The organism is Serratia sp. ASV30, from assembly GCF_016428815.1.
GTDB classification, from domain to species: Bacteria; Pseudomonadota; Gammaproteobacteria; order Enterobacterales; family Enterobacteriaceae; genus Chania; species Chania fonticola_C.
Map to the genome: position 1 here is coordinate 1 of NZ_JAELTL010000184.1, position 533 is coordinate 533.

General features: G+C 66.0%; 1 protein-coding gene. It reads left to right on the plus strand.

Features of this window, described 5'->3' with window-relative positions; translation table 11 throughout:
* Positions 1-533: Ig-like domain-containing protein (locus JHD74_RS26015; protein WP_199063911.1), on the plus strand; the 533-nt coding region annotated here is incomplete at both ends.

The window sequence follows — 533 nt, forward strand, 5'->3', positions numbered from 1 at the left end:
CGCTGCAGAAAGGGGATGTCACCAACGACAACACCCCGACCCTGAACGGCACCGCCTTGGCGGGCGGCACGGTGACGGTGTTCGACAACGGAGTGGCGATTGGCTCTACCGTGGCGGACAGCAACGGTGCCTGGGCATTTACCCCAAGTCCGGCGCTGAAGGACGGCAATCACAGCCTGAGCGCCTCGGTCACCGACAGTATCGGCCAGACCAGCCCGACCACCGGCGGCTTTGGCATTATGGTGGACACCACGCCACCGGCTCCGGCCACCGGCCTGGTGGTCACCGACAATGTCGGTGCCGAGCAGGGCGCACTGAAAGCGGGGGCCATCACCGATGACGCCACGCCAAGCTTCAGTGGCAAGGCGGAAGCGGGCAGCACCGTCACCATTCTGGACAATGGCAGCGCCATTGGCTCGGTGGTGGTGGACAACAGCGGTAACTGGACGTTTACCCCGGGCACTGGCCTGGTGAACGGCGCGCACGACTTCACCACCACGGTGACCGACCCGGCCGGCAACACCAGCGCCGAG